We start from the raw sequence: 22,064 nt of genomic DNA on the forward strand, positions 1-22,064 counted from the left end.
TAATCAATGTCTGTGCTTCAACGCATTAATATCACGCTATTTTTTGTCGCTATTCTTTCAGGGTGTGGTTCACTTCCTGATAAGGTTGATCACGCTAATGAGCCAGTAGTTACGCCATTAACAAGTACCTTATCTGAATTGAAAAACACCTCGTTACCTCAGAAATTAACACAAGAAACAAGCGCGATCCTGATACAAGATGCGGGGTGGGATGCTCTTGCTCAGCGATTAGCATTAATTGAAACCGCCGAACACACCATAGATATCCAATATTACATCTGGAACTCAGACGCATCAGGTCATTATCTTGCGAGTCGTTTATTAGCGGCAGCTGATCGAGGTGTAAAAGTTCGCGTTATGCTCGATGACATTAACTTAAACGAGCGTGAAGATCTTTTGATTGCGCTGAACTCACATCCTCAAGTCGAGATCCGTGTATTTAACCCAATTCCAACTCGTCGTGGTGTTACTAAATGGGTGAACTTCTTAGGGGACTTTTCTCGCCTAAATCGCCGTATGCACAATAAATCATTTACTGTTGATGGTGTTTTTTCGGTTGTCGGTGGACGCAATATTGGCGATGAATATTTTGATCTCTCTGATGACATTAATTTTCGTGACCGTGATGTGTTAGTCACAGGCTCTGTGGTAGCAGATATTCAAAGCAGTTTTATTCAATATTGGGACAGCACTTGGTCTTACCCGGTTGATTTATTGGGTGAGGCAACATCACCAGACCAACCCGTATTGGATGAGATAGCAGCGCCAATTTACACAAATTATCCAGCGTTACCTGAGGGCAATAAAATCGCACATCAATTCTTAAAAGACTTGATGAGTAAAATGACTTGGGTTAATGCGCGTTTTGTTTTTGATCGCCCAGTACCCGTTGATAAAAACAATACCAATGAACCGAAAGCTACCGCAAAAGAATTGGCCGAATTAGCTCGAGAATCGGATAAAGAGATCTTATTAGAATCGGCTTATTTAATATTTGATGACAACCAATTAGAAGAGTGGCAGGCGTTAAGTAATAATGGCGTTCAAATAAAAGCGCTAACTAACTCAATGGCCTCAAATGATCTGACGACCAATCACTCTGGTTATGCTGGTCGACGTCAAGAGATGCTTGAACATGGCATTCAGTTATATGAATTAAAACCAGAAACAGGCTTATGTGAAGAGTCGACCCGTGACGTGTCTAAATGTGCCCCAACACTTGCTTATGGTCTTCATGCTAAGTCTGCCGTTTTTGATGACCGTATCGCGAGTATCGGCTCTTTTAACTTCAATTTACGATCAACTTATCTGAATACTGAGTCGATTTTAATCATTGAAAATCAAAAAATAGCAGAACGTCTTGCGAGCGATATAGAAAAAGCGATGGATGAAAAGAACAGTTGGCATTTAAAGCTGCAAGAGGGCGAAGTTCGTTGGTATTCTGGTGATAAAAGCTGGGAAGATGAGCCAGAAACAGGGCGATGGGAACGTTTTGAATCCCAATTTTTGCAGTTGCTGCCAATAGAGAAGTATCTGTGATGCGAATAATCTTAATGTGCTAAGTTGTGATTTAGCACTTACTACAAATTAAGCGATAGATGCCTTATTAAACATTCAATTGCTCACATAGAAAAAGGATTGGTATTTCTACCAATCCTTTTTTAATGCCGCTTTTACTAGAGTTCGATTACTCGTAATCGGCAGTGTATGTTTCTTTATATGTATGAGAATAAAGCTCAAATAAGTTACCAAACGGGTCTTCTAGGTAAACCATTTGGCTTGTATTGTTATCATCTTCTGGGTGGTAACGCATGATATCCATACGTACCTTGCCACCAAATTCTTCTGTGCGCTTAATTACACCATGAAAGTCATCGGTTTGAAGACAAAAATGGAAGATACCAATGCGAGAGAAATCAACTTCGTGGCGCTCTTGACGCTCTTTCATTTCAAATAATTCAAAGCCAATGCCATCTTTAGTTAATAAATGCGCAATGTTAAAACCTTTAAAGCCTTCACCAAAAACAGCAATACACATACGGCCAATTGCGGTTTCACGTTCCTCTGTCACTTTTGTATTGCCCATTACAATCTCAAGGCCTAACGCTTTAGTGTAGAACTCAACAGCTTTATCCATGTTGCCAACCATGATACCAACGTGATTCATTTTCATAATGCGCTCCAAATAAGTTTTAATAATTCGTTATGTTGTTTCGATGTAAGAGAGTATAGGTAAGAATTTTGATTACGTGAAATTATCAAATTTTATTAAAATAATAATATTTTGTTATTGATATAAGAAAGGTAATAATAATTTTTATGGTTAACTTTTGATTTGAATTGAGAATTCATCGCTTACTTAGCGATTAAACAATGCCGTCTTTTTATAAAGCTTAAGAGGTTCCTATTTTTTAAACGCTTGCCAACGTTATTCTTCTAATATAATATCTCACCATAATTACCGACCGGATAGTCGGTTTGTTAATTAAAAGGGCATTGTCATGGACAAAAAACAACAAACAATAAAAGCAGCAATTGAGCTGTTTGCAGTGCAAGGTTATGAGAAAACCTCTATTGCACAAATTTGTGAGGCTGCAAAAGTATCAAAGGGTTTGGTGTTTCATCATTTTAAAAATAAAGATGATCTACTAAAAGCTGTTTTTGTTCGTATGGCAGAGATCATTAGTGACGTTGATGAAAATGCAAGTTCGCTTAGTGAAGAGGCGTCGGTAAAAGAGAAGTTTATTAATCTGTTAGAACACATCTTTTTATCAATGACAAACCCAGAGCAAAAATTATTTTATCAGTTTGACTATCAGGTGAAATGTCAGCCATCAATGAGGTTGATTCTGAAAGATTCATTAGACGAGCGTTATAAATTAATGATGGCATCTTTTGATGGGATTTTGTGCGATATACCTAACGCTAATCACTTTGTTGATAGTCATATGCTCATTGCAGAAATAGACGGTATTGCACTTAACTATTTGTTCTCAGATGAAGACTACCCATTACTGCAAATTAAAGAACGCTTTATCAAAAAATATCAGTTATTACTCGATTTATAACTGTTTTTAGAAAATTAACCATTGGCCGTGGTGTTTCTGGTTAACGAATAATAGTAGCAATACTCTATCTTAATAAAGATACAATTAAGGATTTATAAAAATGAAAACACCTTATCAAATTCAATACGACACTTTCGCAGCAGCAGGTGGTATTTATGATGAAAGACACGCAAAACTGTATGCTGAATTTGCAGATAACCTAATTGAAGACGGTAGCTTCTCTATCGTTTATGAAGGCGTCGCACATGCGTGTTATACACCTATTACTATAGATGCAGCACCACATTTAAAATGTTATGTAGTGGCTCCTTTAGCCGTATTACCAGGCTACCAACGCCAAGGCTACGCAACGAGATTAATGGAAGAGGCTGAAAAGCAGTTAGCACCAGATGTAGTGTTTATTATGGGTGAAGTCCATCATTACGCGAAACGTTACAATACACCTCATAAAGTAGGACTTCCTGTGGAATCGTTAGCACCATTAGACAATTGGTTCGCGTTAGCGCTGACAGAAGGCGCATTAGACGGTGTGGGAGAGTCGACATCAAGTATTACTGGTCCTTATTCAGAACCACTAATATGGAGTCATCCTTCCGAGCAAGTATAATTAATTGGGACGCTAAGCGTTCCAATTTTTTCAGTTGTGGCGAATAGAAAATTATCTTTAAACATGAGTTATATATGGGATCTTAGAATACGAAATAATTATTGGCATATGCTAATAATGTGGCGTTATAGTTTATCCATGAAATTAACGAACGTTACAGGTGGATAATGTCACTCTCTATACCTAAGGATCATCAACAATGTTGTGTCTGCCAGCATGCCTTTTTTTCTGAACAGCCGATAATTTTTCAAGTGAGTAATGACCAACAAATATATGCCGAGATCATACCAACAGAAAAAGTTGAGGGTTACGACGGTGTTATGCAAGGAGGGTTAATTACAGCATTGCATGACAGTGCGATGTTGCATTGTTTATATAGCCATGAAATTCATGCAATGACGGTTAGTTTGTCTACTCGTTTTCACCGACCAATAAAACTGGGAGTGAAGGTTGAAGTTCATGCGGAATGGGTAAGTAGCAGACGTAATTTACATGTATTACAAAGCAAAATTACACAAGAAGGTCACGTCTGTTCATCGGCAAAAAGTCAATTTATGGATGGTTAAGATCGTCAATAGAATCGAATCCTTAAATATCCCCAGCAAGGGATAATGAACTCGATATCCCTTCAAGAGGATATTATTTAAGATGAGCGCACTACCGCTCATCTTAGTTGAGGTATAAACCTTATTTAGCTTGTTCAAGCTGTGATGGATTATCAAACATCGCTTGTAATACCTGTATGAATTGCCCCACGTGTAAACCATCCATCAAACCATGATGCACTTCAACAGACAGTGGCATACGCCATTGATCACCGTGTTGAACCAATTTCCCAAAGGCCATTTTTGGCACACTGTCAGGGAAGTTAACGTCTCTAGCATGAGTCATACTAGTGAAATCGACCCATGGCAATACGGTTAAATGAATCGTGTTCTGCTTCATTTCTTGGCCAATGAACTGCTCAACAATAAAGGGCGTATTCTTAATCCGAGTTTCAGCGTTGGTGGCACTGATTGTAAAATTAGAAAACGTAGGCTCATGGTCTAAATCGCAAAAACGCACCGTATCATCATCGGCGAGTAGCGCCACACTGACACACATAGGCGAGTAAATGCGGACTTCTTCACCCATAAGGCGATAGCTCATCGGTTCACATTTATTTAGCGCTTGCTGAGTTAGGTAAAGATAAGCGTGGAAGAAACGGTGATTGTGCTGCTTACAATATTGGTGCAGGGCGGTTACGTCGATATTGGAACAGATGTTATACCAAGGGTGACTAAAACCTTGATAAAATTTCAAGTGTTGAGCTCGTGCCCATTGACTGACATCTAGCACTTCATACGCCATTTGATTTCCCTATAGAGTTCACTGATTTTCGTTGGGCTGATTCTATATACCTAATCGACTTTAAGATATATTTGAATGTAGAAAAGCACCGAGAAACGGTACAATGCCTGAGTTGCGAGATCGCAGCATAGAGACTCATTCACATAAAACAGTAAAGTAGCCCTATATGTCTAAAGATTTTAGTGTCACCACAGAATACACTCTCGACAAGACTTTCTTTGCCGAGTGTTATGATCAAACTAGTCACCCTGTTAAATTTCCAAAAGCCTATTTAAAAGGAATTCTTTTTCTTCTTTTTGGTGTGGTTTTATTAAGACTTGAACTATTACCTAATGGGTATGTTGGTTGGTTCTTTATTGTGCTGAGTATTATTGAGGGGCTTAGTATCTACTTTAAGAGAACGTGGTGGTTATGGCGACAAAAAATTAGCTCGCTTTCTGGCACTAAAGTGGTGTTTCAGGCTGATGCTAAAGGAGTGAGTTATAAAAGCGCTAAAATCACCCGTGATATCGCTTGGAGTGAAATTGATCAACTTGAACAAAGCGATTTAGGGTTTATTTTGCATATGGGTAAACAGCGCCAATATGTCAGTAAATCTTGCTTAAATGATAAAGAGATCGCTTTCATTGCAGTGCAGCACGCAATAGCAAAAGCAAAGTAACGTTACCGCGCGTAAATAAAAGTTTATCCAATATCAAGCCGCATTCACTGCGGCTTTTTACTGTCTATCTAACTCCTCGACTCCAATCTCAAACTCTGTTGTTTGACTTACTTTTCCCAATATTTATAACTCTAACCATATGGCGATATTTACTTATCCACCACAGTCCCACACGGTGAAATTTCAAGTGTTACTATAAATACTTTGCATTTGAAACAGCAACAGTGCTCAATATCGTTTAAGACAATGTTGACCGAAAACGTTTTTAAAGGTGTTAAATAGGAAGTTTACTTTATGCGTAAATCAGATAAGAAGATCGAAAATCAAATTAGAGATGTGTTAACCGAAGTCTGTGAAGATACGTTAAAAGGCTACGAGGGTTTTCTTTGGGTGACTCATACAGTCAAATTCTCTTCTTTTCCGCAGAGCTTAAAAATTGTCTGCGTATTCGAAACGAATCAAGATAAAGCAAACTTTTTAATGGGAGAAGACCAGTTCCATGTTTCAACAGCTATCCAAAAGGCGTTTAATAAGGTTGGGGTTCAACTAAAGAATGTAGATAAACACATCAGTTACGATACGCAGAAAAATCGTGAGTAGCGGTTATCAAAGTAAAGTGAATCGAATTGGTCGTGGGGATCTAAGGCTTTATATGACGAGTTTTGATATAAAGCCTGAAGACTACTGTCTGCCCTCTGAGTTAGGGCGACGAATAGTTTGCTTACTAAAGTCTAGGGATACCGCTATTTTCAGTCCATTCGGGTAATAAAGGTTTGCTCGTCATCCACAAACGCGACAAAGCCGCCGTGATAGATAAATACTCGACCACGCCCCTCAACTAGGCAGGCAAGCTGTGGGTTCAAATCTTCTTCATTATTCTGGCTTTGGAAAGTGCCAGTATCGGTGATTACGCCGCTGAATGTAGGCAAATATCCATAAGTGCGCTTGGCTTGATCAATCAGGCTCAATTCACTGGTGGTAGAGAAGCAAGAAGGGATCGTACCTGCTTCTTCGATAAACATCGTTTTTAGTTCTTCAAAAGCTGTAATCACTAGCCAATCGATGTCGTTAACATGATGAATAAACATAGAGTTTCTCGGTAATTCTGATGCGGCGATTGTATCACTATCAAGGGATTACGTAATAGAAATTGGTTTTGGCTTATCGTGAGCTGAATAAAACCTCTAATCGAATCACGTTTTGATGTGAATAGGTGGGTTAATCGCATCATGAAATGATTTGAATAAGTACGTTAATCACATCATACTGTGATTAGATTAAGTGAAATTGGATCAGAGGAAGGCATTATGTGGATATGGCAGCAAGATAAGTGGCCTAACTTTTATTGGGATGAACGCGTTATTGAACCGTTATTAAGGTCGGTTAGATTTAACCAAGGGCTTTTATTAGGGAAGATGACGAGTCAAGACCAAGAAAAAACCATGCTTGATACGTTACTTGCCAATATTGTTCACTCAAGCGCGATTGAAGGTGAAACGTTAAATGCGTTTTCGGTGCGTTCTTCTTTAGCGAATAAGCTAGGGGTAAGTGAAGAAAGCCCTTTTCCTACTACAGAACAGACTGATGGCCTTGCCGAGATCATGCTTGATGCGGTAGAAAACTTAGACACCTCTTTAACGCTAGATCGTATTTTACACTGGCATAATCGCTTATTTCCTCAAGGCTACACCATGTTTAACCCTGTGGTGGGTGGGCAATTTCGTGGTGATGCGCCTATGCAAGTCGTGTCAGGCCGCATTGATCGTCCTGTTGTCCATTTTGAAGCGCCAAGTCGAGATATTCTTGATGCTGAATTGAATCAGTTTATTGATTGGTTTAATACGTCAAAAAACGACACCTCATTAGATCCGCTATTAAGAGCTGCAATGACACATCTGTGGTTTGTGACGCTTCACCCACTTGATGATGGTAATGGAAGAATTACTCGTCTACTTACGGACCTCGCATTAGCTCAAGCCGAGCAGCAATCGGTTCGATTCTATGCCATGTCGGTTGGTATCTTGGCTAACCGAAAAAGCTATTATGAGATCTTAGAGCAAACCCAAAAGGGGGAGTTAGATATTACCGCTTGGCTACAATGGTTTTTTGAAACCCTTGATAGTACGTTTGCAGAAGTCTTTAACGAGATAGACAGAACCATTTTTAAAACCAATTTTTGGCGCAAGGTTGATCAAACCAAACTGACAGAAGAGCAAGCAAAAGTGCTTAATCGAATGTTAGATGGCGATTTTGAAGAGGGCATTAACACCTCTCAATACCATAAAGTTGCAAAGGTAAGTAAGCCTACTGCAACTCGGCACTTAGCAATGTTAGTTGAGCTTGGTTGTTTGGTTAAAACTGGGGCAGGTGGTCGAAGTACTCGTTATGTTTTAGGGGAGTAGGCTACTTATTAAATGGAAAAACTTTATTGTGGATAATTAATTTTAGGTATCCATTTCTAGCAGTTACTTAATAAATGATGAACTTGATAAATATGTTAAATTTTTTCAAAAATAAAAATAAGCAAGAGTCAAAGGAAAAAATAGCTTTTAACTCGCATAAAGAAACCCTTTCAGAGTGGCTTAATAGAATAGAAAAAGCTCAGATAGGGCATTATATGCGAGCTGAAAAATTAAATAAAAGGGCAGATTGGACTGGTTATTTACTTGTGTTTTGTACAGTATTTGTAACGTCAATGTCTTTCTTTTCTTATTCTGGTGAATTGGATAGTTTAGAGGCTTTAGTCATTCCTTTTTTTAATACAAAATTAAATTCAGCAAATATGCAGTACATTGTTATTTCAGTAGGTTTATTATCAGCCATTCTTTCTGGTGTAGTATCTCAAGGACGATTTGCGGCAAGAGCGGAGCAACACCGATCAGCAGCTGGTAGATATGGTAATATACGAAGAAAAATAGAAAGGCTTTTGACGAAATTAAATACTGATATGCAGAACCTTGATATTGAATACGAAATGAATACGATAGAAGTTGAATGGAATTTCATTTCGACAGATGCTCCGCTTACAAAGAAAAAAGTTATCGATAAAATTGAAATCGTTAGAAAATAGGTATTGTTATATGATAATAATTAAATTAGTGATCATATTTATCAGCTTAGAATAGATGATAAATATGAGCTATCGGTTTTGGATGATGTTAAATTTTATATTTTTAACACCATAATGCTTCTAAATTGACATCTTCGCTATCAGGTTGCTTCTCTTTCGCTAATTCGTTCACCTGTAGAACCATAGGTAAATCAAACGCGGTTCCCGTAACAACACAGCTACCACGAGATAAATTGGGAATCATGCTTCTAGACATGCTATCCAATGTGCTAATCGTGTTATCAATCAAGAACAAATCTCTATCATTGACCAAGCGATGAATGAAAAAGTTGTGTATCTGGGACACGATAGTTGGTGATATATCTGCTGGTCTTTGGCTAGAAAGAGTTAGATACATACCAAATTTACGCCCCTCTTTAATGATTTCCTCAAAGGTTTCAAGTCTGTAGTCCTTCCAGCTTTCGCTCTCACGGGTGGATTGCTGTGACAGTATGTTATGAGCCTCATCAATTATAAGATGTATAGTCTTATCTGGCGGATTGGCTACAGTTACTTTATGTGGGTTGTAATAATGCTTGGCTATCAACAAAGGAAGAACTTTCTTTACATCTTGATTGCATTTTCTTAGAGAGATAATCGTTACAGTTTTGTTCGCCACTGGGGCGTCATTAACTTGAATGACTTTGGTTAGGTTCGATAGTGATGAGTCTATGCGTTTCAATAGTGGTTGAATAAAATCAAACTGAACATATCCGCTTATCAAATCTCTTATTAGCTGTATGTGGCAACGAATGTTAAATTGGTCTAAGTCACTTAGACCTTGAGGGATAGTTATAGCATCGACATCATCTTTTAGTATGTTTCTGTAATAATTCCCGTCGGCACGAAAGTATGAGTTAGGCGCGACATAGAAGCCTTTGGTGGTTCCATTGAAAGATATAGTTTTCAATGTGTCCTTGATTGCTGCATTGTCCAGTGTGTTTGTGATTTCACGGATGAGATCTAGTAGCTCTGGATGAGGTGCAGCTGCAGTAAATACTTTTTCATAGGTCGTTTTAATGTAGTTTAAGAAATTAGCTTCGGTATCAAATTGTAGCTTGCCTTTTACGATTCGATTAATGAATGGTTTTTGTGTGTTTTGTGTAGCCTGAAAGAGCAAACTCAAAGTATCAGTGTCCCAGAACTCTGATTTGGCTAGCGGAAACTTTTGCTCAGCATTGCGAGAGTTAAGGTTGTAGACGTTTTTATATTGGTCAGTAGTAAGCTGCCCGTTTGTGTATTCGCCATTGAAGTCGATAACGATAAATTGGCTTTTTCCATTTATCTGTTCAATTTTCTTATCAAAAAGAGTGGTGTATAAGTTGGTTAGCGTGTTTGACTTACCACTCCCCGTATTTCCAAAAATCCCAATATGAGAATTGAACAACTTGTGCCATGGTAGAGAAACTGGAAATTCTTCTTTTAAAAGACTTCCAATTACAAAATCTCCGTCGGCTTTGCCATAGATGTCAGTGAGCCTATTTTCTTCGAGTAAGAAAACAGGGTCTTTGATTAAAGGAAGGTGTTTGATACCTTCAAAAAAACGATCTGATTCAAAGTAACCAATGGGTTTGAGGTCTACAGTTCGAATATAATGGAATTCATCATCAATCCATTTTTCATCTAAGTACTCTCCTTCGACGACGCAGATTATCTTCTTGAAACCACGTTCTATTTGCACATACTCGCGTATTGAAACGCCTTTGTACTTTGTACCGTCGTAGAATAATGTGTCTTTATTTGATTCTTCAAAAACTTTAATTGATACCTTAACGCCTTTTACGGCAATAACCTCGCCCACTAAAATAGCCATGTTATACCCTTAATTTGGAAGCTTGAATACTTCGTTATTGAAAGCATCAAAGTCTAAAAAACCATCTAGTTTGATGAGCTTAACGTTATTGAAGCTGCCGAACAGATCTTCCATTGCATCTACAGTGAAAGCATCAAAACAACACAGGTACATAGTGAGAGATTTATTGCCTAGTGAGCGTTTTATTAGGTTGGTAATGTGTTCATCTGCAAATGAAAAGCCAAATACAATAAGGGCTGAGTCTTGCTTTTCCAGTTCGTAACTCATTAGACGAAGCATTTGGTAATAATGTTCGTCAAAAACAGTTTCGTGAAACTTCCATTTGGTAGGGTTAACAATTGGAAGCTTTTTGTAAGTAGCCCAAAATATCTTTTCTATGTCTGAAAAAGTCCCATTAAAAGTGATTGCGTTAAAGGCACCACGTGTGGCTTCCTTATTGTTAAGAATTCCTTCTAGTCCTTCCAGTTCATCTTTGACGCTATCAAAAAATTTATCTTCGAATTTGCAGTCCTTATCATCGTAGTTAACTGCTATTCGGTTGTCATTGAGTGTCCAGAATGCTGAACCATGTAAGTGAACTAGATTGGCTTGTGGGATACTGAAACAGTTTTTGCCAAAGATGCTATGTTTGATTTCAAAAGTGTCAAAGTGTCGAGCTTCAACAAATTTTCTACGAAAACCTTTAGAACCATCATTCAGTACAAACTCTAAATTTGATTCTTCAAGCAAAAGCTCTTCATATGCGTCGGCGAAACATGAGTCATAATTTGTGGTGAAGATATTAGCTTTTTTCTGAGATTTGTTTTTAGAGGCAATTGTCTTAAGTGTTTTCAGTAATAGTTGATAGTTTTTGATGACCGATAACTTGTTAATATCTTCTTCTAAGCCTAGGTCTGCTCCTAATTTTGTGTATTCAATATTGAATGATATTACGGGTTCAATGCAGTTGACGTAGTAGTACATGAAAAGCAGCGACTTAAGCTGGGGCTTGTTTTCATCTTCGAAGTACTTACCTAGCGTTTCTATGGACTCATCTTCCATTTGGGTCGCAAGGGTAGGGAAAAGTCCAAATGATGCGCCTGAGCCTATCAATAGATTGACATTGTGTTGCCAGATGTCATTAATTTTTATTTCTTCTAGATGTTCCATGCTCTTTATCTTCAATGACTTATATTAAAACCATTTTAAACTAAAGGCTTTTTGGGGTCAGCGATTAATATGCTAATTTGTTGAGTTGATGGTACTTTTATTATTTGTATACGTAGCACCACCCACAAAAAAGGGATCCAGCCTAAACCAGATCCCCTAACATCAGCCGCATTCCCTGCGGCTTTTTACTGTCTATTATTTAAACCTAAACCAATCCCTTACGGCTCTTCAGAAATTGGCTTCGGCTTATAGTGATCCGAATTCAAACCAAAGTACTCAGGTAAACTGGTACCCACCGAGATAGAAGACCAAGTACCTGTCACGATACCGATGAACATCGCAATCGCAAAGCCTTCTAGTGGACCGCCACCTAATAACCATAAAGATCCAACCGTAATTAAGGTTGTTCCTGATGTCACCATAGTACGAGAGAAGGTTGCAGCAACTGCCTCGTTATTAATTTCTTGAATAGATAACTCAGGTTTGGCAATTAATAGCTCACGGATTCGGTCTGCAATGATAATAGAGTCATTTAACGAGTAACCTAAAATCGCCAAAATAGCGGCTAGGGTGGTTAAGTTAAACTCCATTTGAGTCGCAGCAAAGAAACCAAGCACAAACACGATATCGTGGGTTAGGGCAAACAAAGAGCCAGAAGCCAAGCGCCATTCAAAGCGGTAGCTCAAGTACGCTAAGATAACCAAAACAGACACCAATAACGCCATGCCGCCTTGCTCAGTTAGCTCTTCGCCAACTTGTGGACCAACAATACTGGTGTTTAATACTTGAATATCTGAGTGCAGCGGAGCAAGAACCTCAGTCAGTGGTGGAAGCTCAACGCCTTTTGGTGGAATCGCATAACGCAACACCCAACGACCCGGCTCACCAGAGGCAATAACCGCCACATCTTGTTTAAAGCTAGCATCTAATAACGGCGCAATTTCACTGCTTGTGATTTTGCTATCAATTTGAACTTCACTTACGATACCGCCAGTAAAATCCAAGCCCCAGTTAAGGCCTTTCATTGCTATCATGCTGAGTGCAAAAATCATTAAACCGATAGAAACCACACTCGTCATGTGACGCCATTTTGTTGCATTTTTCATATTTATAAACATAACTTAAATCCTAACATCATGACGAGAATCACGACCCCAAACTAAATTGATAATGGCACGTGACGCGAAGATGCCTGTGAACATACTGGTTAATAGACCTAAGCCTAGAGTTAATGCAAAGCCTTGGATAGGGCCGTTACCGATAGTGTATAGAACCACTGCGGTAATCATTGTGGTGAAGTTGGCATCGAAAATGGTACCAAATGCACTACTAAAGCCTCTATCAATCGCTTGTGCTAATGTTCGACCTTCTTTCTGTTTATCTTTAATACGTTCAAAAATAAGTACGTTAGTATCAACCGCCATACCAACCGTCAGTACTAAACCTGCAATACCGGGAAGGGTAAGAACCGCACCAGGAATAAGCGCAAGTAGACCAAACAGCATGATCATGTTGCCAACAAGGGCAATGTTAGCCACCCAACCTAAACGACGATACCAAAACGCCATAAACAGTAGAGTTAGACCAAGACCAAGACCTAAAGCAGCAAAACCATTTTGAATATTCTCAGCACCCAATGTTGGGCCAATAGTGCGCTCTTCAACGATAGTCACAGGCGCAGTTAGTGAGCCAGCGCGAAGAAGCAGAGCAAGCTCTTGAGATTCTTGAAGCGAGCCAGAACCTGTGATTCTAAAGCGGCTACCAAGTTGACTTTGAATTGTCGCTACACTGATGATTTTGTTACTTTGCGTGGTTTCGCCTTTGCTGTTACGACCGTACTCGTTGTACGACGTTGCCATTGGTTTACCAACATTGTGACGAGAGAACTCAGACATGATTTTGCCGCCTGAACTATCAAGAACAATGTTTACTTCTGCCATGCCCATTTCGCCTAAGCTTGCGCGAGCATCAACAATATGGTCACCACTTAGTACGGGTTTTCTACCTACACGTATTGGGCGGCCATTCTCATCAGGAACTTCCATTGTGCTGCCAGTGCCTTGTTCTTTCACGGCATAGAAAGCAAGACTCGCGGTAGCACCGATAACATTTTTTGCAGCCGCAGGATCTTGAACACCGGGTAGCTCGATACGAATTCGGTTTTCACCTTGACGTTGAACTAAGGCTTCAGTGATACCTAACTCTTCAATACGGCTACGCATGGTTTGTAAGTTTTGTTGAACGGTAAGGTTACGAACTGCAACTTTCTCTGTTTCTTTTAGCGTTAGCTTAAGATCAAAGCCGTCACCGTTTGAGATTTGCCAAGTAGGGTAGTTTTTATGGATAAACTCACGAGCCGCGTGACTTGCTTCTTCTGATGGAAGACGAACCACTAAGCTATCACTGCCTTCTTTTTGGAAGCGAACAGAGCGTATGCGTTCATCTCTCAATTCTTGTTTTAGTGAATCAGACAGTTCATTACGTTGTGCTTGGAAAACTTGGTTTACATCAACATCGAGTAAGAATTGCACACCGCCACGTAAATCCAAACCAAGTTTGATTGGCTCAAATCCCATATTTTGTAACCAAGCAGGGGCTGCTGGCGCAAGAGATAAAGCTAACGTTGTGCCTTTTTTACTGTCATCAATAACAGTAGACAGTACATTTTTTGCTGCGGCTTGCTGTGCTTCATTTTGCAAAATAACGATGGTTTTATCGCCTTTTTGTTCGATGCGTTTAACGGTTATTCCTTGGTCGGTTAGCGTATTTTGTAATTGAACAATAGAAGGAATTTGTCCGTCTTTATTGGTAATTTGAACGGCAGCATCTTCGCCATACCAAGTCGGGATAGCGCTTAATAATAAAATAATAAGGGTCGTAATAAGAACAACGTATTTCCATTTTGAATAATGGTTCAGTCGTTGTATCGGTTGTTTTCTTTGCATAATAATTTCACCTCACATACGAAGTTGCGTATGCGAAAAAGTCACAAATCTAGTTAGTTCGTAATAAACGAATAATAACTAAGTGATAAATCAATGGATTTTGAGTGTGAAATTAAGAGTGTGGGTATAACCGCTGGCTGTAGAGAAGGTTACTTTCCTTCCAAGCCGAAATTCGAGAAGTAGATGAATAGGTGTTTAATGCCCAATTGACCGTTGGTTTTGGTTTTTCTTGATAACCAATGGCTAATTGTTCAGAGGGAATAGCAGGGATCTCTAATGCCAGTTCATAAACCGGAAAGACTTCTTCAGGATCATGGCGCGCCAAGTTTGCCATGCGAGAAGCGTAGGCGATGCCTAAATTTACATCGTGGCTTTGAGAGGCGCTTTTAGAATGTAGTGTGGTTGAGTCTGTTTGAGCCCCATTGATGTTGCAAGTGACAAAATCAATAGATTGAATAGGAGAGTTATCAACGGAAATCGTTACTGGAACCGCAGAGTGCTGTTCAATTGTCAGTTCTACAAAGTGGCTGTTGTCGTTTTGATGATATGCAGATGCCTGAGCAAGCGAACTTACCCCAAAGCAAAGACAAATTATCAATAATCGAAACAGTTGCACCACGAAAAATCCAGTGATTATATTAATAGACCATCGCATCGTATTCGATGAATGACCTTACTGGCAAGTGAAATTAATGGATTCAGAAAAATTGATGTAATTTTAGTGAATTATTCAATCTTATTTCTTTCAGCTGCTGTTAATTCAAATAGCTCAAGGACATGGTCAATAAACACCCTCAGACGTTTTGGTATTAATTTATTTTGTGGAAAGACTAAGCTAATGGCAGCTTTCGGTAGATCCCAATCTGGAAGAATTTGTATTAATTCTCCATTTTTAATGTGCTTTCGACATAAAAACTCAGGTAAAGAAGCAATCCCTAAACCACTTAAGCAAGCTGATTTACAAGCGGTAATGGTATTTACTTTTAAGCGGTAGGGTAGGTTGACGCGAATGGCTTTATCTAACTGATTAAAATACAGATTAGGAACTTTTACCGCGTTAACCACTTTTATTTGATGATGAGGCGCATACAGATCTTCTGGTGTTTCAATGTTGCCATAAGTCTTTAAGTATTCAGGGCTTGCAACAATCACACGCTCGGAAAAATCAATGGTTCTTGCTACTAAAGAGGAATCATTAATTTCGCCAACTTGTACATAGAGGTCAATACCATCACCAATAATGTCGACTTCTCGATTGGTCATTTCTACGTTAATTGAGACTTCTGGATAGCGGATAAGAAAGCTATTGATGTAATCCGACATGACGTTGTGGCCGATCTCTACGGGCATCGCTAAATTAAGGTGTCCACGGATTAAGTTTTGATTTGCGGTCAGTTCTAATTCGGTTTGTTGCATAATATCAAGCACTTTTACGCTGGCTTGATAAAAAATCTCACCCTCTTGGGTTAGCCCTAATTTTCTGGTTGAACGAGTGATAAGCTTCACACCTAGATGTTCTTCAAGTTCAGCTAGCTTTCTGCTTACTGTTGATTTTGTCATTCCTAGATTAATAGCGGCTTGAGTAAAGCTTCCAGAATCAATGACTTGATTTAATATAGTGATGTTATTTAAATCCATCATTAGGTCGTCCCTTATTGATTGGTAAGATTTATGCAACAGTGTTTCCCTTTTTTCCTATCTAATCAATAAATCATTTTCGTTTTATACTGTCGTTCTCTTATTTATTACATTCATGTTTATTGCAAACGTGAATGGCTTCATTTTCAAGTGGGTACGCGTAGTGGCAGAACAACAGAAGAAAAAAAATAAAGCACCTTTGATTGCGACAATCGTTATTATTTTATGTGGCCTTGCCGGTGGTGGTTATTGGTATGGTTATGGTCAATATTTTCAATCAACAGATAATGCGTATCTGCAAGGTGACATTACGACAATCAGCCCTAAAGTTGGCGGCTACATTGCAAAAACATTTGTTGATGATAACCAAGTGGTTAAAGCTGGAGATTTATTGGCAACGATAGATAGCCGTGATTTTGTGGCTGAAAAAGAAAAAGCTGAAGCCAATGTATTAGTCAGTGCGGCTGCAATTAAAAATTTAGCGGCAGAGCGTAAGCTACAAGACATTCGTATTCGTCAGGCGGCGAGTGAGATTGAATCTGCTAAAGCTGAATATGAACGTACTCAACAACAAGTTAAACGTACTAAAGCGTTAATTAAAAAGAATTATTCATCACAAGATGAGTTAGATAACAACGTGTCTCACCTTAAAGTCGCATTAGCAAATGTTGACGCAGCAAAAGCAAATTATCAAGCATCGAAAGAGCAAATTAACGTTATTGAAAGCGAAATAGCGCAAGCGGAAGCCGCATTAAATCAAGCAAAAACAGCACTAAAACAAACAGAGCTTAATCTGTCTTATACTAATATTTACGCGCCAATTGATGGTGTGGTTGGTAAACGCAGTTTACGCAGTGGTTTATTAGTTCAAGCGGGTATGCCTTTACTGAGTTTAGTTCCAACTACAGAGGTATGGATTGAAGCGAATTTTAAAGAGACACAGCTTGGTGATATTCATAAAGGACAAAAAGTATTTGTCGATTTAGATGCGTACCCAGACCTGCACCTAAAAGGGATTGTTGATAGCTTCTCTCCTGCAACAGGCGCTAAATTTGCGTTGTTACCACCAGAGAATGCGACCGGTAATTTCACTAAAATTGTGCAACGTGTGCCCGTTAAAATCAGTATTTTGAATGCGGACTTATTAGAAGGTAAGTTGATCCCAGGCCTTTCTGTGGTTGCTACGGTTGATACTCGAGGCTAATCATGACTCAAGAATTAACTGTTGTGGATCAAGTAAAAGCTACTGATGTCCCCCTAGAAACTGAGATCCCAAGACGTAATTGGATCGCCTTATTTGGTGGTCTACTTGGTGCCTTTATGGCGATATTGGATATTCAGATCACCAACTCGTCTTTAAAAGACATTCAAGGTGCATTATCGGCCACGATGGATGAAAGTTCGTGGATCTCTACGTCTTATCTTGTGGCTGAAATGATTGCGATACCGCTGAGTGGTTGGTTGTCTGTTGCTATTGGTAAGCGTCGTTACTTAACGTGGACAACCATCATTTTTGCTGTGGCATCGGTGCTGTGTTCTTTGTCTTGGAACATGGGGTCGATGATTGTCTTTCGTGCCATTCAAGGGTTTAGTGGTGGGGCGTTAATTCCACTGGCTTTCTCTTTGGTTGTTCAGTTATTACCGTTAAATAAACGTGCGGTTGGGATGGCGTTATTTGGGGTGACAGCGACGTTTGCGCCATCAATTGGTCCTACATTAGGTGGCTGGTTAACTGAAAATTTCTCGTGGCACTATATTTTCTATATTAATATTCCACCAGCTATCGCACTGATCTGTATGGTTAACTACGGCCTTGATGATGAACCGTTAAAATTAGACAGTTTATTAAAAGCGGATTGGTTTGGTATTACGACAATGGCGATTGGTCTTGGTTGCTTAGAAGTCGTACTAGAAGAGGGGAATCGTGAAGAGTGGTTTAGCTCTAGTTTCATCGTTACCTTATCTATTATTTCAGCCGTTAGTTTGATTTATTTTGTCATTAATGAATTGCAGCATAAGAACCCCTTAGTGAATTTACGGCTACTGAAACAAAGCCAGTTTGCAATGTCATGTGTGGCGTATTTGATTTTAGGGATGGCGTTGCTGGGTTCTATTTATGTATTGCCAATGTATATGATCCAAATTCAAGGGTACAACGCATTAGAAATTGGCGAAGTATTAATGTGGATGGGGTTCCCTCAGTTATTAATCTTCCCATTAGTGCCTAAATTAACGCAAATTATTAAAGCTAAGTATTTGGTGTTCTTTGGATTTTCGATGTTCGGCATCAGTTGTTTTGTGAATACGCACATGAGTTATTTATTTGGTGGTGATCAGCTGATTTTTTCAATGCTACTGCGTGCTATTGGTAGCCCATTTATTATGGTGCCATTATCATTAGTTGCGATGGAAGAGATTAAACAACATCAAGTATCTGATGCCTCAACCATTACTAATGTGCTGCGTAATTTAGGTGGGGCATTTAGTATTGCTATCATAGCGACAATGCTTGATAACAAAACTCGTGAGCATTTAGGCCATATTAAAGAAACATTAACGACGGTAAGTACTGACGGCTGGTATCAATTACAGCAAAGTGCGGCGATGTTTGTTTCAAAAGGAAGTGATCCTGCTACGGCGATGTTGCAAGCTAAAGCTTCATTAACGATGACCATGCAGCGAGATGCGGCAATTATGGCGTATAACGATGTGTTTTTAATGATGACGTGTTTCTTAGCTTTTGCTGCATTTATGATGTTTTTTGTTAAATCTAATTCTAATCCGGGCTCAATGGCAGGTGGGGCACATTAATTTTTTATGTGCGCTCGCTTCTTTAGGTGGTTTGGGTATAATGCGGCTGAATATTGAAATGAGGTTCTCATGCGTTTAGATAAATTTTTGTGCGAAACATTAGGTGCTACCCGTAGCGAAGCTACTCGAATTGTTAAAAGTGGTAACATCACAGTTAATGGCGTAAAGACAAAAGTTACTTCAGTAAAAGTAACGGATGATTCAACCGTTGAGTTGGATGGCCGCGAGCTTAAATTTCATGGTCCTCGTTATATTATGCTATTTAAGCCAGATGGTTATGTATGTTCTCATGAAGACAGTACGCACCCATCGGCATTAACATTATTAGATGAAGTGAATGTAGAAAAACTGCATTTTGCGGGTCGCCTTGATGTTGATACTACAGGATTAGTCCTAATTACTGATGACGGCCAGTGGTCACATAAGATCACCTCACCAAAACGTAAGTGTCCAAAAACTTATCGTGTATGGTTAGATGAATCGATTGGTGCAGATTATGCTGAGCAATTAGCAGAAGGCATTCAACTTAAAAGTGAAACTGGGTTAACGATGCCAGCAGTGATGGAAATCGTTAATGAAGACGAAAACGAGCTTCTATTAACGATTCAAGAAGGCAAGTACCACCAAGTTAAACGTATGTTCGCAGCGCTTGGTAATAAAGTTGAAGGTTTACACCGTTCTCAAATTGGTGGTCTAGGTTTAGATTACTCACTTGAGCCAGGTGAATACCGTTATTTAACGGCTGAAGAAGTTGAATTGGTATTTAGTAAATAATTCATACTAATTATTAGTGATAATAAAAAGCGGTGTGGCAGTGATGTCACACCGTTTTTTTGTGTAAATTCTTGCAAAGAATTCGAATATAAAAAGCATGTTGTAATAGAGCATGATAATATTATCAATCCTATCTTGTTTCTAATTATTGCTTGGTCACTTGCCCTATGCCATCTACTGCTACCGATCAGCCTCAACCGCCTACATTAAGTATATTATTGATCATCATTTTAGGTGCTATTTCTGCGCTTACGCCTCTTGCTATTGATATGTATGTTCCTGCGATGCCTAGTATAGCGGCCGATCTTGGTGTGTCTGCGGGTTCGGTGCAAATGACATTAACGGCTTACACTGCAGGGTTTGCAATCGCCCAATTAATTCATGGACCACTCGCTGATAGTTATGGCCGACGTCCAATATTAATAATAGGTACGGTCTTATTTGCGATTTGTGCAGTGATCGGCGCGCAAGTCGATGGCATTGAATCTTTAATGTATATTCGTGTATTACAAGGTGTTGCTGGTGCGGCATCTGCGGTGGTGGTTCAAGCCATTGTTCGAGATATGTTTAATAAAGAAGACTTTGCTCGCATGATGGCGTTTATTACGCTTGTGATGACGGTAGCTCCATTGGTTGCGCCTATGATTGGCGGACACATGGCGGTCTGGTTTGGTTGGCGTTCAATTTTTTGGTTATTGGCTATTTTTGCGGTTCTTATTATTTTTGCGATTTTATGGCGCATTCCTGAAACGCTAACAGAAGAAAATCGTTCCCCGTTTAATCTGGTAACCTCATTAAGAAACTACCGTTCATTGTTTAAGAATCCGGTATCTCTTGGTTTGATTTTTTCTGGTGCTTTTTCTTTTGCTGGGATGTTTTCATTTTTAACCGCAGGCTCTTTTGTCTATATTGATATTTATGGTGTCAGTGTTTCTAACTTTGGCTACCTGTTTGGTTTGAACGTCGTTTTCTTAATTGTAATGACCACGATTAATGGTCGTATGGTTAAGAGAATGGGGTCACATAATATGATTAAATTTGGGCTTTCAATTCAGTTATTCGCTGGTGTCTTAATGATGGTAGGGCAGTTATTGAATTGGGGCTTATGGGGTACGGTTGTTCCTGTTGTTTTATTTGTTGGTTGTATTTCTACAATTGGCAGTAATACCATGGGGCTATTATTAAGCCATTACCCTAAAATGGCAGGAACGGCATCATCATTAGCAGGTACACTCAGATTTGGTACTGGTTCACTTGTCGGTGCGTGTATCGCAATGTTTCCTGCTGATTCTGCTTGGCCTATGGTGAGTTCCATGGCAGCATGCTCAATCTTATCTTTTGGTTTTTATTTTGTTTTTGGACGTAAAGCGTAAATGAGTAAAGAAACAAACACAGTGAATTATTATCAAGAAATTCAAAAAGTAGTGAATGAAGCGTTAACAGACTTACAAGAAAGTAAGGATAGCGGACGTTTACCTAAGAATCCGGTGAGCGCAAATCACTTTTTAATTCGCTGGGTGACAACTGCGATTAAGTCTCAACGTTTTTCACGTTGTGTCGCAAAAGATTTGATGACGTGGCAGAAAGAAGGCCGCACTAAAGGAACTGGCACTCAATTACCAGTTCGTTTTGAACATTATTCTCGTTTGTATGCAGCATTAGCTCCAGTTGAGACAGTAACGCCGATTACAACATCAGGATTGATGGCGTGGTGTGAGTCACTGGAAGAACAAGATTGGTGTGTAACGACAGATTATGAAGTGTTAGAAAAGGCGTCTTTATTTTCAGACGGTGATCACTCTTTAATTATTTGTGCTACGCAATTGGCTTCTTGTTTTGAAGGTGATGATGAAGAGAACCAATCTCTAGTTAAACCATTAACGTGTTATGTGCGTGGTAATCACCATGAGTTCGTTGAATCGGCTTTTGAGCATGGTTTAATGGTCCATAAACGTTCTGATTATAAATCAAAAGTGAAATATCACGGTGAGTACCTGATTTTCCCGAATAATCATGGTTTACAGTTAGGTGAAACTCCATTTTCATTTAATGTGAAAAAATAGAATTTATTTTTCTGTTGATTTATAAAAGCGAAAAGCGCAGATCTTCTGCGCTTTTTTTATGTCTGATAGTGAGCGT

General features: G+C 39.1%; 22 protein-coding genes. 13 read left to right on the forward strand and 9 right to left on the reverse strand.

Annotated elements, in window-relative coordinates; translation table 11 throughout:
* The first annotated feature begins 6 nt into the window (after positions 1-6).
* Positions 7-1,539 (forward strand): phospholipase D family protein, encoded by a 1,533-nt coding sequence (locus A6E06_RS02515; protein WP_065591483.1) that lies wholly within the window; start codon positions 7-9, stop codon positions 1,537-1,539.
* Positions 1,540-1,687: 148 nt separating this feature from the next.
* Here A6E06_RS02515 and A6E06_RS02520 read toward each other — a convergent pair whose 3' ends face one another.
* Positions 1,688-2,173: a VOC family protein gene (locus A6E06_RS02520; protein ID WP_045101602.1), complete on the reverse strand. Its 486-nt coding sequence runs from the start codon at positions 2,171-2,173 to the stop codon at positions 1,688-1,690.
* Positions 2,174-2,501: 328 nt separating this feature from the next.
* Here A6E06_RS02520 and A6E06_RS02525 point away from each other — a divergent pair, with 328 nt between their 5' ends.
* The 3 genes from A6E06_RS02525 to A6E06_RS02535 all read left to right on the forward strand — a co-directional run bounded on the left by A6E06_RS02525 (position 2,502) and on the right by A6E06_RS02535 (position 4,241).
* On the forward strand, positions 2,502-3,068 hold the full coding sequence (locus tag A6E06_RS02525) for a TetR/AcrR family transcriptional regulator (protein ID WP_065591484.1): 567 nt from the start codon (positions 2,502-2,504) through the stop codon (positions 3,066-3,068).
* Between the two features lie 100 nt (positions 3,069-3,168).
* Entirely contained in the window at positions 3,169-3,675 is a 507-nt protein-coding gene (locus A6E06_RS02530; protein WP_065591485.1) for a GNAT family N-acetyltransferase, read from the forward strand.
* Positions 3,676-3,842: 167 nt separating this feature from the next.
* Entirely contained in the window at positions 3,843-4,241 is a 399-nt protein-coding gene (locus tag A6E06_RS02535; RefSeq protein WP_065591486.1) for a PaaI family thioesterase, read from the forward strand.
* Positions 4,242-4,362: 121 nt separating this feature from the next.
* Here the strand turns inward: A6E06_RS02535 and A6E06_RS02540 are convergent, their stop codons facing one another.
* The gene (locus A6E06_RS02540) at positions 4,363-5,025 is read right to left on the reverse strand and encodes a CatA-like O-acetyltransferase (protein ID WP_065591487.1); all 663 of its coding nucleotides are present in this window, start codon (positions 5,023-5,025) and stop codon (positions 4,363-4,365) included.
* 166 nt (positions 5,026-5,191) lie between these two features.
* Between A6E06_RS02540 and A6E06_RS02545 the strand changes: the two genes are divergently transcribed.
* The gene (locus A6E06_RS02545) at positions 5,192-5,686 is read left to right on the forward strand and encodes a YcxB family protein (protein WP_065591488.1); all 495 of its coding nucleotides are present in this window, start codon (positions 5,192-5,194) and stop codon (positions 5,684-5,686) included.
* A 294-nt stretch (positions 5,687-5,980) separates the two neighbouring features.
* Positions 5,981-6,286 carry a Fis family transcriptional regulator gene (locus A6E06_RS02550; protein WP_065591489.1) on the forward strand — a complete coding sequence of 102 codons (306 nt, stop codon included), beginning with the start codon at positions 5,981-5,983 and terminating at the stop codon, positions 6,284-6,286.
* A 149-nt stretch (positions 6,287-6,435) separates the two neighbouring features.
* Here the strand turns inward: A6E06_RS02550 and A6E06_RS02555 are convergent, their stop codons facing one another.
* Positions 6,436-6,774 carry a cytosolic protein gene (locus tag A6E06_RS02555; protein ID WP_065591490.1) on the reverse strand — a complete coding sequence of 113 codons (339 nt, stop codon included), beginning with the start codon at positions 6,772-6,774 and terminating at the stop codon, positions 6,436-6,438.
* Positions 6,775-6,993: 219 nt separating this feature from the next.
* Between A6E06_RS02555 and A6E06_RS02560 the strand changes: the two genes are divergently transcribed.
* Both A6E06_RS02560 and A6E06_RS02565 read left to right on the forward strand, forming a co-directional pair.
* The gene (locus tag A6E06_RS02560) at positions 6,994-8,088 is read left to right on the forward strand and encodes a Fic family protein (RefSeq protein WP_065591491.1); all 1,095 of its coding nucleotides are present in this window, start codon (positions 6,994-6,996) and stop codon (positions 8,086-8,088) included.
* 92 nt (positions 8,089-8,180) lie between these two features.
* On the forward strand, positions 8,181-8,756 hold the full coding sequence (locus A6E06_RS02565) for an SLATT domain-containing protein (RefSeq protein ID WP_176713268.1): 576 nt from the start codon (positions 8,181-8,183) through the stop codon (positions 8,754-8,756).
* Between the two features lie 103 nt (positions 8,757-8,859).
* Here A6E06_RS02565 and A6E06_RS02570 read toward each other — a convergent pair whose 3' ends face one another.
* The 6 genes from A6E06_RS02570 to A6E06_RS02595 form a co-directional block, all read right to left on the reverse strand.
* Positions 8,860-10,608 carry an ATP-binding protein gene (locus A6E06_RS02570; RefSeq protein WP_065591493.1) on the reverse strand — a complete coding sequence of 583 codons (1,749 nt, stop codon included), beginning with the start codon at positions 10,606-10,608 and terminating at the stop codon, positions 8,860-8,862.
* A 9-nt stretch (positions 10,609-10,617) separates the two neighbouring features.
* On the reverse strand, positions 10,618-11,757 hold the full coding sequence (locus A6E06_RS02575) for an SIR2 family protein (RefSeq protein ID WP_065591494.1): 1,140 nt from the start codon (positions 11,755-11,757) through the stop codon (positions 10,618-10,620).
* 218 nt (positions 11,758-11,975) lie between these two features.
* The gene (secF, locus tag A6E06_RS02580) at positions 11,976-12,875 is read right to left on the reverse strand and encodes a protein translocase subunit SecF (protein WP_065591495.1); all 900 of its coding nucleotides are present in this window, start codon (positions 12,873-12,875) and stop codon (positions 11,976-11,978) included.
* A 3-nt stretch (positions 12,876-12,878) separates the two neighbouring features.
* Complete coding sequence (gene secD, locus A6E06_RS02585) at positions 12,879-14,702, reverse strand: protein translocase subunit SecD (RefSeq protein ID WP_065591496.1); 1,824 nt, start codon at positions 14,700-14,702, stop codon at positions 12,879-12,881.
* A gap of 112 nt (positions 14,703-14,814) precedes the next feature.
* Complete coding sequence (locus A6E06_RS02590; RefSeq protein WP_065591497.1) at positions 14,815-15,321, reverse strand: hypothetical protein; 507 nt, start codon at positions 15,319-15,321, stop codon at positions 14,815-14,817.
* Between the two features lie 107 nt (positions 15,322-15,428).
* The gene (locus A6E06_RS02595; protein ID WP_065591498.1) at positions 15,429-16,343 is read right to left on the reverse strand and encodes a LysR family transcriptional regulator; all 915 of its coding nucleotides are present in this window, start codon (positions 16,341-16,343) and stop codon (positions 15,429-15,431) included.
* Between the two features lie 160 nt (positions 16,344-16,503).
* Here A6E06_RS02595 and A6E06_RS02600 point away from each other — a divergent pair, with 160 nt between their 5' ends.
* The 5 genes from A6E06_RS02600 (at position 16,504) to A6E06_RS02620 (ending at position 21,988) form a co-directional block, all read left to right on the forward strand.
* The gene (locus tag A6E06_RS02600) at positions 16,504-17,544 is read left to right on the forward strand and encodes an HlyD family secretion protein (protein ID WP_065591499.1); all 1,041 of its coding nucleotides are present in this window, start codon (positions 16,504-16,506) and stop codon (positions 17,542-17,544) included.
* A 2-nt stretch (positions 17,545-17,546) separates the two neighbouring features.
* Positions 17,547-19,151, forward strand: a complete 1,605-nt coding sequence (locus A6E06_RS02605; protein WP_065591500.1) for a DHA2 family efflux MFS transporter permease subunit — start codon at positions 17,547-17,549, stop codon at positions 19,149-19,151.
* 69 nt (positions 19,152-19,220) lie between these two features.
* Positions 19,221-19,925 (forward strand): 16S rRNA pseudouridine(516) synthase RsuA, encoded by a 705-nt coding sequence (rsuA, locus tag A6E06_RS02610; protein WP_065591501.1) that lies wholly within the window; start codon positions 19,221-19,223, stop codon positions 19,923-19,925.
* Positions 19,926-20,092: 167 nt separating this feature from the next.
* The gene (locus A6E06_RS02615; protein WP_065591502.1) at positions 20,093-21,298 is read left to right on the forward strand and encodes a Bcr/CflA family multidrug efflux MFS transporter; all 1,206 of its coding nucleotides are present in this window, start codon (positions 20,093-20,095) and stop codon (positions 21,296-21,298) included.
* Positions 21,299-21,988 (forward strand): DUF2913 family protein, encoded by a 690-nt coding sequence (locus A6E06_RS02620; RefSeq protein ID WP_065591503.1) that lies wholly within the window; start codon positions 21,299-21,301, stop codon positions 21,986-21,988.
* Positions 21,989-22,064: the final 76 nt, after the last annotated feature.

Source organism: Aliivibrio sp. 1S175, from assembly GCF_001690985.1.
Taxonomy (GTDB): domain Bacteria; phylum Pseudomonadota; class Gammaproteobacteria; order Enterobacterales; family Vibrionaceae; genus Aliivibrio.